The sequence below is a fragment of the Novosphingobium sp. 18050 genome (assembly GCF_902706195.1).
GTDB lineage: Bacteria > Pseudomonadota > Alphaproteobacteria > Sphingomonadales > Sphingomonadaceae > Novosphingobium.
Window position 1 is genome coordinate 117,070 of sequence record NZ_CACSJO010000005.1, and the last position, 13,996, is coordinate 131,065.

A 13,996-nucleotide genomic window follows, 5' to 3' on the forward strand; every position below is an offset into this window, starting at 1 on the left:
GAGGGAATCACACCGGCACGAGGCCGGTCCGAAGGGGGCGCCCCTAAACGAAACGCCGATAAAAGGAAAGGGCGTTCAGGCGGGACTGACGCCGCGCGCCGATTTCGCCTTGGACCGGCGCTCCCATCCCGCCCGTATGGCCCGGCGCGAGGGTACTTCGAAACGGCGGTAGACCAGTTCGCTCAGAGCCAGGACGATGGCGGCATAGGCCAGCGTGATGCCGCTGGCCTGCCATCCCGCACCTGCCGAGTGCAGCAGGGGAATAACAGCGATCAGAACCGGGAAATGGATCAGATATACTGCATAGCTACGGTCGCCCAGCCACAGGAACAGGCGGCCGCCCAACATCGGTGTCCGCAGCGCGAGGCAAAGCGCCGCCGGCCAAGCCAGCAGCGAGATCGGCGGCAGCGAACTGGCCCTGCCCATGTCGATGCTCAGGCCGACAATCAGGACGAGCGAGAAGACTGCGGTCGGCACCCTCGCCAGTCCGGCGCGGCATCTCCACAGCACTTGGCCCGTGAAGAAGCCAAGGAGGCCGCGCGGAACGCTGTCGCCGGTCCACGGACCGCCGGGCCGCCCCTGCACTGCAAAGTGGGCGAGCGCGACAAGGATCGCGGCCGCCGTGACGATCCGCAGCACCTTGTCGCCCCGCACCGCGCCCAGCACGAAAACGGCATAGCAGACCACCTCGACCGAAATCGACCAGCTTGGCCCGTTGAATGTATGCGTCACCGGCTCGACGAAAGCCTGCATGATAAAGAGATGCGCTACGAAGGCATACCAGGTGTTGTCGGTCGCCCCGACGAACAGCAGGGCGCAGGCCAACAGGGTCACGAGGTGCAGCGGATAGAGCCGGGCGAGGCGTGCCACCGCGAAATCTCCGATCCGCCCCCGCTCGAGCGGCGCGCCCTGCAGGTATACATGCGCGAAGATGTAGCCCGAAATCAGGAAGAACAGGTCGACGAACGTCCAGCCCCAGTTTCGCAGCCAGAGCACTGCGCCGGGGACATGATCCATGATGCCAGGATCGAATTCGAGCAATGGATGATAGAAGAAAGCGACGCCGCAGGCAGCAATGCCGCGAAGGCCGTCGAGCGAGGCAATGCGGGTTACCTTGCCTTCAGGTTGCGGGGCGGCATCTGGTTGCACGGTCATGCTGCCTCCCGCCTGGCCGTCAGGTATCTATTTTCACGGCGCGAATGGTGCGCGCGCCGCCCCGCACGGTCCGATATCGCCCAAACCAGCCCGCCTGCGCACAGGCCTCCGACCATCTGCCATTCCCAGCCCAAGCCAAAGGCCTGCAAGCTCAGGAGCGCCGGAGCGTGTGCGGCGTAAAGCGGGAAGGAAAAGGCCCCTGCCCCGCGCGCCAGACGGCTGCCCCGCCCGTTGGTCAGCCCTCCTGCGATCAGCAGCGGGCAGAGCACGAGAACGAAAACCAGATCTGACAGCCCGCGCCCTTCAGGCAGCAGCGAGGCCAGAGCGATGAACACCGGCATTGCTGCCCAGGTGAAAACCGGCCCAACGGCAAGCGGGGGCACGTCGCGCCAAGTGCGATAGAGAATGATGCCCGCCCCGTAGGGCACTAATGTGCGCAAGGCGACCGCCGCCCAGCCGGTTTGGCCGTTCATCACCCCGATGCTTCCGTCCCGAACCACCAACAACGCCAGCCCTGCAAAAAGCGATACGATCAGCAATGCCAGTTGGCGCGTCTCGAGGCGCACCAAGACAGTGGAATGGGTAAGGTTGGCGAACAGCTCGCCGCCAATTGACCAGACCGGCAGGCTCAGCACCCACGGGAAAACCAGACACGCAGCAACGTAGACAGGGTTGACGCTCTCGGGCTGCATCAGAACCCAAGGCATGCCGAAAAGACCGCATAGAAAGATGGTTGGGCACAGTCGCCGCACGCGCGCGCCCAGAAATGCCCGGCTTGCGGCCCACCGCTCGCCCTCGCCCATTCCCGGGTCGAGCAGAGCGGCCTCATAGCTTCGCGCCATCACGTATCCGCTCAGCATGAAGAAGAAGTCGACGCCAAGGTAGGCGCAGCTGTTCACTTTCGGAAAGACGTGCGTCAAAAACACGCAGAGGGCGGCGATGCCGCGCAAACCGTCCAGTCCGTCCAATCGCCCCCTGTTCATGCACTTCGTCATGACGGCGATTGGTTAATTATCGCTCACCACGGCCAACACAAGAACACCCCGCAGGCTGGGTGCCTGCGGGGTGTTCTTGTGTTGCGAGGGACAGCCGAAGCCGCCCCCGTTGTCTGGACAAATTACTTGCTGAGTTCGACGTGCTCGAACTCAAGCTCGACCGGCGTGGCGCGGCCGAAGATCGACACGGCCACCTTGACGCGGTTCTTGTCGAAGTCGAGTTCTTCCACGATGCCGTTGAAGCTGGCGAAGGGACCGTCGAGGACCTTCACCGAATCGCCGATCTCGTAGTCGATGCTGATCGTCTTCTTCGGTGCGGCGGCGGCGAGTTCGGCAGCGCCGAAGTAGCGCTTGGCCTCGTTCTCGCTGATCGCCTGCGGCTTGCCGCTGGAACCGAGGAAGCCGGTCACCTTGGGGGTGTTCTTCACAAGGTGGTAGACGTCGTCGTTGAGGTGCAGCTTGGCAAGCACGTAGCCGGGCATGGTTTTGCGCTCGACCTGGACCTTCTTGCCGCGCTTCACTTCGGTGATCGTCTCGGCGGGAACCTGCACGTCCTCGACGAGCTGCGAGAGACCCATCCGCTCGGCTTCCGAGAGGATGGATTCCTTCACCTTGTTCTCGAAGCCGGAATAAGCGTGGATGATGTACCAGCGGGCCATGGTTGTCTCTTCGTGTCCTAAATCGCGATCACAGGGCCGACAGCAGCGAGCTGACGATCCAACCGAACAGCGCGTCGATACCCAGGAAGAACACAGCGAGAAGCACCGTCATGATGCCGACGAAGATCGCCGTCGTCACCGTCTCCTGGCGCGACGGCCAATGGATCTTGCGCGCTTCCGCCTGGACCTGGCGCATGAATTCGCCGGGGGTAGTCTTGGCCATCTTACGTCGCTCTCTCGTGTCACTTGCCTGATGCCCGACGAGATGCCGGGCGCGGAAAAATGTCTCGTGTCTTCCGGCTAGGGGCCATCGCCGCCCCGGCCGGGGCCGGGAGGGGCTAGTGAGGTCCGCTTGTCGGAAGGAAACGGGGACTTAGCTTCCGTCTGCCGGATTTGCAAGGTCCACCGCATTCGGAAGCCGCGCGAGGAACGAGTTCGGCGTCGCATAAACGATTCGGGCCCCCTCGGGTATCGCCACGGGCATCTTCGTGCCGATGAACCAGAGGTAGTCCGCATGGCGCGCGGGCTTGAACTTGCGCAGGTCGATCCGCTGGCTCGGCGAGTAGAGAATCCGCTGTGTTGGATCGTTGAAGCGATAGCGCGTCTCACGCATCGAAAGCATATGGACGTCGGGCAGCGCGAAGTTGGAATTCTCCATCGCGCTGCGGCGCACGACCGCGAAACTGCCGAAATGTTCGAATGGGCCGAACAGCCACTGCGTACGCGGGATCGCCACCGCGGTCGCCACCCGCGACCCCTCGGGCACGTGGTCGAGCGCGGTAATCAACTGCTTTGCGGTCTGCCCGTCCTGGAACCAGACCACGCTGGTGACGGCGATGCGAACACTGAACAGCAGCCCCGCAAGAGCAAGGCCCCAGCGCGGCACCGGCCAGTCGATGGCCATGCAGGCCACCATCAACGCTGCGGTGCTGAGACGGTAATCGGCATAGTCGCCGCCGAATATCTGACGCGGCACGATCAGTGTGAGAATCAGCAGAATCAGCGCCGCCCAGCCCACCCGTCCGTCGAAACGGCGGATCACGAGTGCTGCGGCCACCACCGCCAGCACCAGGCACAGACTGGTGATGTCGAGCACCTGATCGTAGCTGCGCATCGACTTGTAGAGAATGCCCCACTTGTATTCGAGCACACCCCAGCGCCCGTAGGACATCTTGCCGTTCGCGCCCATGCCCAGAAGCATCGGCAGCAGCGGGAAGATCAGCGGCCAGGGCTTGAGGAACGGGCGCCAGTCCAGCCAACTGCGGCGGCGCGACCATTCGTAACCGAACATCAGCACGCCCATCACGCCCCAGCCCGAGACGTGGCAGATCCATACCACAAAGCTGACCGGCACCATCACCGCCCAGCGCCAGCGCCAGCCCTCCAGCCGCACCCAGCCCGCAAAAGCGAAGAGCGCGAAGGCGAGCGAGAGCGAATAGTTGAGGAAGCCCATCAACAGCGAAGGCGACCAGATCATAGCGAAGGCAAGGATCGCGCCCACGCCGATTCGCTTCCTGAGACTCCATTCCACCGCCATGATAGCCATGCCGCTGAGGAAAGGGATTATCGCGACGATGAAGCGCCCCGCCTCTTCCAGCCCCAGCAGAGGGGTGAGCGGCACCATCAGCAGTTCGGCACCAAGGTTCCCGGTCAATTCCCATTTAAACAGGAAATAGCGCGTCAGGAAGGGATCGTGCCCATGGTCGAGCATGATCTTGTACCCTGCGAGATGCGAGGGATAGTCGGTCATCTGCGGGGTCCAGGCCAGCAGCACCGGCAGCATCGCCAGGCAGGACAGCACGAAGCCCATCCACACCGCCTCGTGGCGGGTGCGGCGATAGCTGTCGCTTACAGTTCCCGTTTCGGGTGCGACCGTTCCGGCCAGTTGCGTTTCAGGATGCGCGCTGGCGTGCATGTGAGACTGGATCTTTCCCCGCTGTGCCCGACCCGGCAGCCGCGACGCCAAGACATGGGCCACGTCCGAATCGGCGGACGCGTTCTCCTAGTCCTCGCAGTGCAATAGGCAAGGGATGCAACGCTATCGTGCGCCGCGCCCCATCGCAATATGCGGCAGAACCCGCATCAGGCGAGGCCCCGAAAAGGGCGTTCCCCGAGGGGAATATTATAGCGATGTTCGGAAAAATGCTGGCAGGAGTGCACGGACTCGAACCGTGGGCCCTCGGTTTTGGAGACCGATGCTCTACCAACTGAGCTACACTCCTGCGGGCGGGCTGGCCTCTAGATCGACCTGCCGGGGATTACAAGCGATGATTGTGACGGAAAGAAGGTTTGCAGGTTCAAGGGCATCCGAACACGCCGAAAACACCCTTCCTGCATATCGATTCCCCTCTGCCGCCGTGATCTGCTAGGACGGGAACGTGCACGCCCCCCGATCCGCTCCGATCATCGAGCCCGAACTGCTCATGCTCGCCTACCGCAGCGGGATTTTCCCGATGTCGGACAGCCGCGACGACCCGGAAATCTTCTGGATCGAACCGCGCCTGCGCGCGATCCTGCCGCTGGAAGACTTGCGCGTGTCCCACTCACTGGCCCGCACCTTGCGCCGGGGGCGCTTCACAGTGACCTGCAACGAGGCGTTTTCGAAAGTCATGGACGCCTGCGCCGCGCCGCGCCGGGTCAGGCCGGAGCATGAGGACACCGAAAATGGCGGCAGCTGGATCAGCGAACGCATTCAGGCCAGCTACGAGAACCTGCATTTCCTCGGCTACGCCCACTCGATCGAGGTCTGGCAGGAGGGCGAGCATGGGCGAGAACTGGTCGGTGGGCTGTACGGCGTCGGCTTCGACCGGGTGTTCTGCGGCGAATCGATGTTCTCGCGGGTAAGTGATTCGTCGAAGGTGGCGCTGGCCTGGCTGGTCGCGGCCTTGCGGCGCGGCGGAGCCAGCCTGCTGGATTGTCAGTTCATGACCCCTCACCTCGCCTCGCTGGGCGCGGTGGAAATGTCGCAAAAGCGGTATCTGGCACTGCTCCAGCGGGCCCAGATCGGACCTGCCTCAGAGCCAGTCGGTCACTGGGTGACGGGTTCTTCGACCGGCTCGGGTTCAAGCGGTGACGGCGTGACGGCGGGGGATGCACTTGCCGCCGGCGAAGGCGTGCTGCCGCTGCCCGAGGCTTTCGGAGCCTTGATGGAGGACGCGGCGTCCTGCGGACTCGCTTCCTCGCCGGGGAAGCTCATTGCGCAGGCTTTTACCCAGACGTCGTAAATCGGATGCTCGACGACGTTGAGCGAGGGTGCATTCTTGAACAGCCAGCCCGAGAAAACCTTGCGCCAGGCCAGTTTCTCGGCCGTGGTACGGCGTTCCTCGACGAAAACCTGAACGAAAGCGCCTTCTTCCTGCGGTCGCTCCCAGGGAAGCGACTTCTCGCAAGTGGCGACCTTGACGACCAGATTGCCCAGCCGGCGCGATTCGCCCGGCTTCATCACCAGGTCCTGCGTCAGGTTGTTACGCTTGTTGAGGACGCCGATCGTGACCACGCGATCTTTGTTCGGCGTGCCGATCTGTGCGCCGCGCGCGGCCTGGGCAGGCCCAGCCTGCATCCCGGCGATCGCGTCAGGAACGCCGGTGTCCTGCGCTTCAGGCGCGGGCTCACCGCTACCGCAGGCCGCAAGGACCGACAGCAGCGAGATTGCAACAAGACCCTTCACCCGAATCACGTCGCTCTCAGGCGTCCGGAGACCAGGCTTCGTAGTCGCCGGTCGCTGCTGCGCGGCGCCCGCCGCGTTCCAGCGCGCCCTGCGGACGGTAGGCCGAAACGGTGCCGGTGGCATTCGGGGTATAGTCCACTTCCCAGATGCGCGGAGCAGGCAGATGGCTTTCGGGCACGCCGTCATAGGAGTGGTGCAGCCAGCCGTGCCATTCGGAGGGGACGTTGCTGGCGTCGTTGGCGCCGACGTAGATCACCCAGCGGCGCTCATAGCCCTCGATCGTCCTGACCTTGGCGCTCTTGGAACGAAAGTACTTGTTCCCTTGCGCATCAGTGCCGACTTGCTCGCCGTTACGCGCGCTCCAGAGCGAGGTGCCGATGGTGGCGCCGTCCCACCAGGTGAAGATATTGGACAGGATTCCCATGAGCCGCGCGTTAGCCTCTCTGCCCCCCCTAAGGCAAGCGCATTGAGGCACCTGCCGGCCTGAAGTGCACTTATCCGGTTGCAGCCCAACGATTCTCGCCCGCACCGACGGACCGTTGGCAGGACCATGCCAGACAAGCCACGTGGCAGCCTTCTTGCCATACATCGCCCGAAGCCCGGAGACGCAGCCATTTCGGAGGCGCAACGACTGGACACCCGTGTCAACGTGAGTCACCTTTCAACTCGGGAGAGGCCGGGCAGGCGTTGTTGCACGGACGCGGTTACACGCCGCTCGTGCCATTGGGGGGAATATTCGTCATGCGTCATCTGTTCGCCGCGATAGCCTGTCTTCTCGCAAGCCTCATGGCGCCGGCCGCCGATGCCGATATCCCGCCATTGCCGCACCTCGGCACCGATGCCCAGCGAACTTCCGTGTCGGGCCTGTCGTCGGGCGGTTTCATGGCGGTGCAATATGCCGTCGCCTTCTCGAAAAGCACGATCGGCGCGGGCATCGTCGCGGGTGGTCCTTATGGCTGCGGTATATTCGGCGCTGTGGATGCCCTCGCGTGCATGGCCGGTTCCGGCCTTTCGCCCGCCGGCTCCTACTCGCTGGCGCTCAATTACCAGGCGTTCGGGCTGATCGATCCTCTATCGAACACCGCCCGCCAGCGGCTTTACCTGTTCCACGGCACTGCGGACACTACGGTTTCCGCCGCGACAATGGCGGCGCTACGTCAGTTCTACCTCGACCTCAAAGTGCCCGAGGCGAACATCGCCTACGTCTCAGCGATGGGCGCGAACCATGCGTTCGTTTCGGATGAAACCGGCAACGGCTGCAAGGTCCTTGGCACCCCGTTCATCAACAAGTGCAGGCAGGGTCGCAGCCTTTACGACCAGCCGGCCGCCATCCTGAAGCAGATCTTCGGCGCCCCGCCGGCAGGGAACGACCGGCCTGCAAGCGCTCCCATTGCCTTCGACCAGTCGCCGTTCCGCGCGCCGCTGTCGAGCTTCGACGATACCGGCTATCTCTATGTTCCCGCCCGCTGCCGCGATGCCGCCGCACATTGTCCGGTCCACATCGTGTTCCACGGCTGCGAACAAGGCGCGGGAACCGTTGGGGATGCGGTGTACCGTCAGCTTGGCTACAACGAGTGGGCCGAAATCTACGGCCTCGTCATGCTTTACCCGCAAGTGGCGAAAAGCCAGCTGATGCCGATGAATCCTAACGGCTGCTGGGACTGGTGGGGCTATGACGGAAAGGGGCCCGGCACGTTCCTGACGCGCTACGGCACCCAGCTTTCCGCCGTCAACGCGATGGTTGCTGAACTGGCCAAGCCCGCCGACTGAGCAGGCCCGGCGTTCGGCAGCCGCCTTACCAGCTAACCTTGTCGCCCGCCTTGATACCCAGCTGCGCGGCCCGCCCGCCGTTGAGTTCAAGCACGCCCGAAGTCACGCCGTCCGCCGGCAACGGCGTTTCATCATAAGGCACCGCGTTCGCCGCGATGTTCAAAATGCGGTGATCGGTGCCGATGAAGATGATGTCGAGCGGGATCACCGTGTTGCGCATCCAGAAAGCAGCCCTGCGCGGCGGGTCGTTGACGAAGATCATGCCCTCGTCCGCGCCCATCTGCGTGCGGAACATCAAGCCCTTGGCCTGCTCCTGCGCGGTGATGGCGACTTCCACCTTGAAGGCGTGCGTGCCGCCCTGCGACTTAACCTTCAGCGGAATGACCCGCAGGCCGGATTCGGGGTGAACCGCCGCCTGTGTCGCCGTGGGCTTGGCATCGGCGTCCGTCCCGCCCTGCGAACAGGCAGCGAAAGCGAAAAGGAAGGCTGCGGCAAAAGTGCTCCGAGTCAGGCGCATTCAATCGTCTCCGAATTCCGACTCGCCCCACTCTTCGAGCGCGTCAGCGTCGTCGCTCTCGACGATCCGGCGCGCGATGTCGAGCGGGTGCCCGGCTCGCAGCATCGCCGCGAGTTGCTTGTCGTGCAGCTTTGGGTCCACTTCGCTTTCCCCGCACTGAACCGCAAACGGGCCAAAACGCCGCCGCCGCGCCAGCACCAGCGCGGCGCGGCGCTGCTCGCCCAGCCCCGGCCGCTGCTCCGCGCGCAAATCCTCGTTCACACCCGCCTGCCCCAGCGCCTCCCCCACGCGCCGCGCGCCGTAGCCTCGCCGCAGCAGGCTACCGGCCTTCATCTTTGCCCAGGCGGCATCGTCTACATAGCCCTTCTCGGCATAACGCCCGACCAACTCCTCAAGCGCCCCGGACGCTTCGCCAGCGCCGCTCCTCTCACCATCGCGCCCATCCTCGCTATCGCCATCCCAGCCCCGTTCGCGCGTCTTTCGCTGCAGATAAAGGCGTAGCTTGGCTTGCGTCGTCGCGAAACGCGCGACATAGGCCAGCGCCAGTTCCTCCAGGCGGGTCTGGTTCAAAGGTGGTGGGCCCTTGCGGCCTTCATTGCGACGCTTGTCAGACATGTTGCCCTATTCGTGCCACACTCGGCTCGGATTGGGGAGAGTGCGCGGGACCGTAAAGGACGCAGATGCATCTATCTACGGTTCAGCAACGATCGGGTAGAAGCGCCGGTCTTGCGAAGTTAACGGTATAACAACAACGGGTTAGAAAACATGGCCGACACCATCAGCATGGTGCCGAATACGGGTCAGGCACTTATACCGACCCCCAACGAAGATGCGCTGGAGCGCCGCTTCGCCGATTTCGCCACCTTTGGCGACGCCCTCGATTATGCCGCAACCGGGCAACGCGGATTCAATTTCCACGACCCGCGTGGCACCCTTACGCGGGTCTATCCTTATAGCGAACTGCGCGCCGACGCGGTCGCCGTCGCCCACGCACTGATCGCGCGCGGCGTAAAAAAGGACGACCGCGTCGCCCTGATCGCCGAAACCGGCGTGGACTTTGCGGCGCTGTTCTGCGGCGCGGTCTATGCAGGCGCCTGGCCGGTGCCGCTGCCGCTGCCGACCAGCTTCGGCGGCAAGGACAACTATATCGACCAGCTCGGTGTCCAGCTCGCCAGCTCGGACCCCGTCCTGCTGATCGGCCCCGACGAGATTGCCGCGATGACCAGCGTCGCCGCCGAGCGCCAGGGCTGCAACCACGCTACCTGGAACGACTTCGCCGTTAAGGACGCCCCCGTGGTGGACCTGCCAAAGGCAGACCCGGACGACATCTGCTATCTGCAATATTCCAGCGGCTCGACCCGTTTCCCCCACGGCGTTGCGGTTACCCACCGTTCGCTGCTGTCGAACCTGGCCAGCCACAGCCATGGCATGGAATTCCAGCTTACCGACCGCTGCGTTTCGTGGCTGCCCTGGTATCACGATATGGGCCTGGTCGGTTGCTTCCTGTCGATGATCGCCAACCAGGTCTCGACCGACTATCTCAAGACCGAGGATTTCGCCCGCCGCCCGCTGGCATGGCTTGACCTCATTACCCGCAACCAGGGTACGACGGCATCCTATTCGCCGACATTCGGCTACGACATCTGTGCGCGCCGCATCTCCAGCCAGACCGCCGTGGGCGACCGGTTCGACCTGTCGCGCTGGCGTATCGCCGGCAACGGCGCCGATATGATCCGCCCCGACGTGATGCAGAGCTTCGTCAACGCCTTTGCCGACGCCGGCTTCAAGGCCTCCGCGTTCCTGCCCAGCTACGGCCTTGCCGAAGCGACCCTGGCTGTCACCATCATGCCGCCGGGCGAAGGCATCCGCGTCGAACTGGTAGAGGAAGAGCGCCTGTCGGGCAGCCCCCGCGATCTCTCGCGCCCGGCCCGCTACCGCGCCATCGTCAACTGCGGCAAGCCCGTGCGCGACATGGAAGTGGTGATCCGCGGCGAGGACGGCAATCCGATCGGCGACCACCAGATCGGCAAGGTCTGGTGCCGCGGCACCAGCGTCATGCACTCCTACTTCCGCGACCCCGAGGCGACCGCCGCCTGCATGGTCGATGGCTGGCTGGACACCGGCGACATGGGCTACATGGCGCAGGGCTACCTGTTCATCGTCGGCCGTGCGAAGGACATGATCATCATCAACGGCAAGAACCACTGGCCCCAGGATATCGAATGGGCCGTGGAGCAGCTGCCGGGCTTCAACCACGGCGATATCGCCGCGTTCTCGGTTGAGATGGACAATGGCGAGGAAACCCCCGCCGTACTGGTCCACTGCCGCGTCTCGGACCCCGCAAAGCGCATCGAACTGCACGAGATGATCCGCGACAAGGTGCGCTCGATCACCGGCATGAACTGCGTGGTCGAACTGATCCCGCCCAAGAGCCTGCCGCGCACCAGCTCGGGCAAGCTCAGCCGCGCAAAGGCAAAGAAGCTGTATCTCTCAGGCGAAATCGAGCCGTTCAAGCTCGCCGCCTGAAACAGCGCTGAAACAGCAAAAAAAGGCAGGGGACCAGCTCGGTTCCCTGCCTTTTTGTTGTTCAGGCCAGGGCTTCCTCGTCCTCCCATTTCGGCATCGGCGGCAGCGCCAGCAATAGTGCGCCGCCCAGCGCGCAGGCCACCGCGCCAGCCCAGAGAAACGGCTCGTAATGGCCCGATGCATCGTAAACCTTGCCCGCGATCCACGGCCCCAATCCTGAAGCCAGCGCCACCAGAGCCGACATCGCGCCATAGATCATGCCGAAGTTGCGCATGCCCGCATAGCCGGCGGTGAGAAACGCGGTGATCTGCGTCTTGGAGCCGGCCGCATAGCCATTGATGACCAGCGCAATGATGAGCGCTGGCATCGAATCGAGCCACCAGATCAGAACCACGAAAGTCGCCGAAGTGACGCCCATCGTCAGGCTACCCGTCCAGTTGGGGCGGAACCTGTCGAGCAGCGAACCTGTGACCAGCTTGCCGATGATCCCGGCGATCCCGCCCAGTGAGAGCAGCCATGCCGCCTGGCCGCGCGGGACCCCGGCCTCGGTCAGGATCGGAAACAGATGCATGGCGAGACCGATGGTCATCATCATCACCACGAACGAGGACACCGCGACCTGCCACAAGGCTACGCTGCGCAGTGCCTCGCGCTTGTGGAGGCCGGGCAGGATAACGACGGGACGGGCCGCCGCACCTGCCTTCGCCTCCTTCGCCTTGCGGTCGTGCGCGTCGGTGAGGAACAGCCAGCACAGCAGCAGCGTAACCCCGCCCCAACCAAGGCCGAACCACACATAGGCCGCGCGCCAGCCGAAGCTCTCGATGAGGAAGTTCCCGAGCGGCGGCACCAGCGTTTGCGCGATGGCGGGACCGGTCACGGCAAGGCCGAGCGCCAGCCCCCTGCCCTTGCTGAACGCGCCGGCGACGGCGGTGGTCCATATCGTCGACTTGATGCTGGTGAGGATGAGGCCGAAGACGATCCACATCATCACCCACTGCGCCTTGGAGCCGCTGGCGAGCGAGAACATGCAGGTTGCCGCCATCGTCACCGCCACGCCCGGCAGGCCAAGCCGGCGCGAGCCGAAGCGGTCGATCAGTGCGCCATAGAAGGGAGAGAGCAACGCGGTGACGGCGGTGGCGATCGCCGGCCCCATGGACAGCGTCGCGCGGTCCCAGCCGAATTCGCGCTCCAGCGGCTCAATGAACAGGCCCGTCGCGGACAGCAGCACCGAAAAGAACGAGAAGCCCGCCATTGCCGCAATGACGATCGGCCAGCCGCGTTGCCATTCCTCCAGGCTGCCGCCGCTGCCGGCCTTGCTTCCGATCCCCATGCGCTTCTCCTCTTGCGAGGAGACACTAAGGCAATCGCGGCAATCGCCAACCGCTGCGGCGATGCCGGTGCCGGTGCCGATAAGGCGCTATTCAATCTTGCGGTGCAGTTCCAGGTAATCGCTGGGGATGCGCAGCGCCTTGGCCGCCACTTGCGTCTCTTGCAGAAACAGCACCAGCGCGATCAGCAGCAGCACGATCGAGGCAAGGAACGTCATCGCCGCAGCCACATGCCAGTCAGACCCGCTCAATCCCGAGAGGAACAGGATCGCCACTGTCACGCCGATCGCCAGACCCGACAGCACCATCATGCGCACCGCATGGGTAATCAGCGTCATCCGCTGGTGGACGAGGCGCAGTTCACTCACGATCATGTCATGCTGCGGCCCTTCTGTGGAGCCATGACGCTCCTGCAGCGTCCGTGCTCGGTCGACCACCCGGCCCAACCGCGTAGAAAGGATGTTGAGGATATTGCCGATGGCCACCAGCACGAAGACCGGGGTCAGTGCCAGTTGGATGGTCTGGACTATCATGCCGTCTCTCATGCAGCCTTACGCCGCGTCTGCACAGCCTCTGGCGAGCAGACAGATGCCGTTATCCGCAAAGCGCACATCGGCGAGGCTGGTTACCAGCGCGCAGCCGCCCGGCGCTATGGCCTCGCCGCCGACTTCGACCTCGCCCTCTCGCGGGATCACCAGCAGCGCCGCCGGATAGCGCGCGGCGATGTCCGGTGAAGGCGTGCCTGCGACCTGATCGAGCAGGAACAGCGGGCCGTCCACCAATTGCTGCGAGCTGCGCGGCGCAACGGACTTGTGCCAGCGATCCCGCGCATACCGCTCACCCTTCGACACCGCCACGCCGTCCTCCAGATGCAGTTCGCGCGGGCGGCCGTAGTCATAGAGACGGTAGGTGATGTCGCTGTTCTGTTGCACCTCGATCAGCCCCACCCCCGCGCCGATGGCGTGGACGGTGTTGGCCGGGATGTAGAAGAAATCGCCCGGCGCAACGGTGTGCCAGGTCAGCAGGTGCTCGATCGAGCCATCGAGCGCGGCGGCGCGCATCGCCGCTTCATCAAGATCGGCGTCGAAGCCGATGCCCAGCCTTGCCCCCGGCTCGGCGGCGATGATCAGCCAGCACTCTTCCTTGCCCTGACGCCCGATGCCTTTGGCGATCGTCTGCGCATCGGACGGGTGGACCTGCACCGACAGCGCTTCGCTGGTGAAGATGTACTTCACCAGCAGATCCGGCAGGGCGGCGGGCGGCTCGAACCAGATCTCACCGATGCGGATGCTTTCGGGCGCAGTGAAAGGCGCAGGCAGCACGTCCTTGCCCCAGGGTTTCTCGACCTGGCGGATCGGCAGCGCCGCGCTCACGGCAGA

General features: G+C 64.2%; 14 protein-coding genes, 1 tRNA gene and 1 pseudogene. 3 read left to right on the forward strand and 13 right to left on the reverse strand.

Annotated features, from left to right (window positions below; genetic code table 11):
• Positions 1–75 precede the first annotated feature (75 nt).
• The 6 genes from GVL61_RS07660 to GVL61_RS07685 form a co-directional block, all read right to left on the reverse strand.
• Positions 76–1,155 carry an acyltransferase gene (locus GVL61_RS07660; protein ID WP_159978637.1) on the reverse strand — a complete coding sequence of 360 codons (1,080 nt, stop codon included), beginning with the start codon at positions 1,153–1,155 and terminating at the stop codon, positions 76–78.
• A complete protein-coding gene (locus tag GVL61_RS07665; protein WP_159978639.1) occupies positions 1,152–2,123 on the reverse strand; it encodes an acyltransferase in 972 nt (323 codons plus the stop codon). Before GVL61_RS07665 ends, GVL61_RS07660 begins: the two co-directional genes overlap by 4 nt.
• A 149-nt stretch (positions 2,124–2,272) precedes the next feature.
• Positions 2,273–2,809, reverse strand: a complete 537-nt coding sequence (gene nusG / locus GVL61_RS07670) for a transcription termination/antitermination protein NusG (protein ID WP_159978641.1) — start codon at positions 2,807–2,809, stop codon at positions 2,273–2,275.
• 28 nt (positions 2,810–2,837) lie between these two features.
• Entirely contained in the window at positions 2,838–3,032 is a 195-nt protein-coding gene (gene secE, locus GVL61_RS07675) for a preprotein translocase subunit SecE (RefSeq protein ID WP_043976377.1), read from the reverse strand.
• A gap of 150 nt (positions 3,033–3,182) precedes the next feature.
• The gene (locus tag GVL61_RS07680; protein WP_200844911.1) at positions 3,183–4,724 is read right to left on the reverse strand and encodes a hypothetical protein; all 1,542 of its coding nucleotides are present in this window, start codon (positions 4,722–4,724) and stop codon (positions 3,183–3,185) included.
• Between the two features lie 231 nt (positions 4,725–4,955).
• Positions 4,956–5,031: transfer RNA gene (locus tag GVL61_RS07685), tRNA-Trp, on the reverse strand.
• 156 nt (positions 5,032–5,187) lie between these two features.
• On the opposite strand from GVL61_RS07685, the gene aat reads away from it, so the two are divergent.
• On the forward strand, positions 5,188–6,033 hold the full coding sequence (gene aat / locus GVL61_RS07690; RefSeq protein ID WP_235037572.1) for a leucyl/phenylalanyl-tRNA--protein transferase: 846 nt from the start codon (positions 5,188–5,190) through the stop codon (positions 6,031–6,033).
• 35 nt (positions 6,034–6,068) lie between these two features.
• On the opposite strand, the pseudogene GVL61_RS25390 reads toward aat, so the two are convergent.
• Positions 6,069–6,599: pseudogene (locus tag GVL61_RS25390) on the reverse strand (DUF2155 domain-containing protein); the annotation flags it as partial.
• Entirely contained in the window at positions 6,493–6,900 is a 408-nt protein-coding gene (locus GVL61_RS07700; protein WP_159978643.1) for an NADH:ubiquinone oxidoreductase subunit NDUFA12, read from the reverse strand. The gene GVL61_RS07700 and the pseudogene GVL61_RS25390, both read right to left, overlap by 107 nt.
• A gap of 317 nt (positions 6,901–7,217) precedes the next feature.
• Between GVL61_RS07700 and GVL61_RS07705 the strand changes: the two genes are divergently transcribed.
• Positions 7,218–8,246, forward strand: coding sequence for a PHB depolymerase family esterase (locus GVL61_RS07705; RefSeq protein ID WP_159978645.1), 1,029 nt, complete (start codon positions 7,218–7,220; stop codon positions 8,244–8,246).
• A 25-nt stretch (positions 8,247–8,271) separates the two neighbouring features.
• Here GVL61_RS07705 and GVL61_RS07710 read toward each other — a convergent pair whose 3' ends face one another.
• Positions 8,272–8,763: a DUF192 domain-containing protein gene (locus GVL61_RS07710; RefSeq protein WP_159978647.1), complete on the reverse strand. Its 492-nt coding sequence runs from the start codon at positions 8,761–8,763 to the stop codon at positions 8,272–8,274.
• Positions 8,764–9,378 carry a regulatory protein RecX gene (locus GVL61_RS07715; RefSeq protein WP_159978649.1) on the reverse strand — a complete coding sequence of 205 codons (615 nt, stop codon included), beginning with the start codon at positions 9,376–9,378 and terminating at the stop codon, positions 8,764–8,766.
• Between the two features lie 150 nt (positions 9,379–9,528).
• On the opposite strand from GVL61_RS07715, the gene GVL61_RS07720 reads away from it, so the two are divergent.
• Positions 9,529–11,289 carry a fatty acyl-AMP ligase gene (locus tag GVL61_RS07720; protein WP_159978651.1) on the forward strand — a complete coding sequence of 587 codons (1,761 nt, stop codon included), beginning with the start codon at positions 9,529–9,531 and terminating at the stop codon, positions 11,287–11,289.
• Positions 11,290–11,350: 61 nt separating this feature from the next.
• Here the strand turns inward: GVL61_RS07720 and GVL61_RS07725 are convergent, their stop codons facing one another.
• The 3 genes from GVL61_RS07725 to GVL61_RS07735 form a co-directional block, all read right to left on the reverse strand.
• Positions 11,351–12,619: an MFS transporter gene (locus tag GVL61_RS07725; RefSeq protein WP_159978653.1), complete on the reverse strand. Its 1,269-nt coding sequence runs from the start codon at positions 12,617–12,619 to the stop codon at positions 11,351–11,353.
• Positions 12,620–12,706: 87 nt separating this feature from the next.
• Positions 12,707–13,150, reverse strand: a complete 444-nt coding sequence (locus tag GVL61_RS07730) for a DUF2721 domain-containing protein (protein ID WP_159978655.1) — start codon at positions 13,148–13,150, stop codon at positions 12,707–12,709.
• 18 nt (positions 13,151–13,168) lie between these two features.
• Positions 13,169–13,990, reverse strand: coding sequence for a class I mannose-6-phosphate isomerase (locus tag GVL61_RS07735; RefSeq protein WP_159978657.1), 822 nt, complete (start codon positions 13,988–13,990; stop codon positions 13,169–13,171).
• Positions 13,991–13,996: the final 6 nt, after the last annotated feature.

Bases quoted from the DNA above. Each gene is read 5' to 3' on its own strand.
- GVL61_RS07660 (WP_159978637.1), bottom strand. From the start codon at position 1,155: ATGACCGTGCAACCAGATGCCGCCCCGCAACCTGAAGGCAAGGTAACC.
- nusG (WP_159978641.1), bottom strand. From the start codon at position 2,809: ATGGCCCGCTGGTACATCATCCACGCTTATTCCGGCTTCGAGAACAAG.
- secE (WP_043976377.1), bottom strand. From the start codon at position 3,032: ATGGCCAAGACTACCCCCGGCGAATTCATGCGCCAGGTCCAGGCGGAA.
- GVL61_RS07680 (WP_200844911.1), bottom strand. From the start codon at position 4,724: ATGCACGCCAGCGCGCATCCTGAAACGCAACTGGCCGGAACGGTCGCA.
- GVL61_RS07700 (WP_159978643.1), bottom strand. From the start codon at position 6,900: ATGGGAATCCTGTCCAATATCTTCACCTGGTGGGACGGCGCCACCATC.
- GVL61_RS07705 (WP_159978645.1), top strand. From the start codon at position 7,218: ATGCGTCATCTGTTCGCCGCGATAGCCTGTCTTCTCGCAAGCCTCATG.
- GVL61_RS07710 (WP_159978647.1), bottom strand. From the start codon at position 8,763: ATGCGCCTGACTCGGAGCACTTTTGCCGCAGCCTTCCTTTTCGCTTTC.
- GVL61_RS07715 (WP_159978649.1), bottom strand. From the start codon at position 9,378: ATGTCTGACAAGCGTCGCAATGAAGGCCGCAAGGGCCCACCACCTTTG.
- GVL61_RS07720 (WP_159978651.1), top strand. From the start codon at position 9,529: ATGGCCGACACCATCAGCATGGTGCCGAATACGGGTCAGGCACTTATA.
- GVL61_RS07725 (WP_159978653.1), bottom strand. From the start codon at position 12,619: ATGGGGATCGGAAGCAAGGCCGGCAGCGGCGGCAGCCTGGAGGAATGG.
- GVL61_RS07730 (WP_159978655.1), bottom strand. From the start codon at position 13,150: ATGATAGTCCAGACCATCCAACTGGCACTGACCCCGGTCTTCGTGCTG.